This is a genomic window from Vibrio sp. SG41-7 (assembly GCF_014164465.1).
Taxonomy (GTDB): domain Bacteria; phylum Pseudomonadota; class Gammaproteobacteria; order Enterobacterales; family Vibrionaceae; genus Vibrio; species Vibrio splendidus.
The window spans coordinates 1-599 of record NZ_JACJFF010000335.1 but is presented as its reverse complement, the minus strand read 5'-3'; the positions used below and the strand labels follow the sequence as shown (position 1 = coordinate 599).

The following is a 599-nucleotide window of genomic DNA, read 5'->3' as shown; positions in this document are numbered from 1 at the left end:
CTTAAAGAGACTCGTTCGAAAAACTATCGGTTTCTCGAGATCAGAAGAAATGCACGATAAGGTCATCGGCACCTTTATCGAACGAGAGTTTTACCATTAATCAACAGATTGGAGTCATGACCAATTAAATGGCGTGTAAGCAATGCTTATCAGAATGGATAATGGCACTTGTAATCGTTGATAGTGTGAATTTTAAAATAGGGCGAAGACCCTAGGGTGAATTTAACTATCAACAAAGTTGTTATATCCAGAGATATCATTGTCTTTTCTTTAATTTCTTACCTAATAATATGTAGAGTTAATACTATGAAGTTGTCGATGAATAAATCATTGTTACTAGCAATGTCAGCGTGTTTTTTTTCTAGTGCAAGTTTTGCAGGAATTAATAGTGATTATCATGTGGTGGCCGATGACTTAACGGCTGATCATAATGAAAGTAACGGCGTACCCATGCCTTTTTATGGCAATGGAAGAAGGCTTTGTTGCGTAATTAAATTTAGAGATAGAGCCACCCCGTTTCGCGTATTTCTTAGTCAATACGACAAGTTTCAGGCATACCTAACCCAGTAAGCTTGTTCAACGCTTTTATCATCGCGTAA

At 37.1% G+C, this 599-nt stretch carries 2 protein-coding genes; both read left to right on the top strand.

Translation table 11 applies throughout. The features are described 5' to 3' along the window. Positions 1-100, top strand: a 100-nt coding sequence (locus tag H5300_RS26985; RefSeq protein WP_220503598.1) for an IS1 family transposase, incomplete at its 5' end; no start/stop codon positions are given. Between the two features lie 218 nt (positions 101-318). Then, entirely contained in the window at positions 319-570 is a 252-nt protein-coding gene (locus tag H5300_RS26980; protein ID WP_182797387.1) for a hypothetical protein, read from the top strand. Positions 571-599 lie beyond the last annotated feature (29 nt).

Bases quoted from the DNA above. Each gene is read 5' to 3' on its own strand.
- H5300_RS26980 (WP_182797387.1), top strand. From the start codon at position 319: ATGAATAAATCATTGTTACTAGCAATGTCAGCGTGTTTTTTTTCTAGT.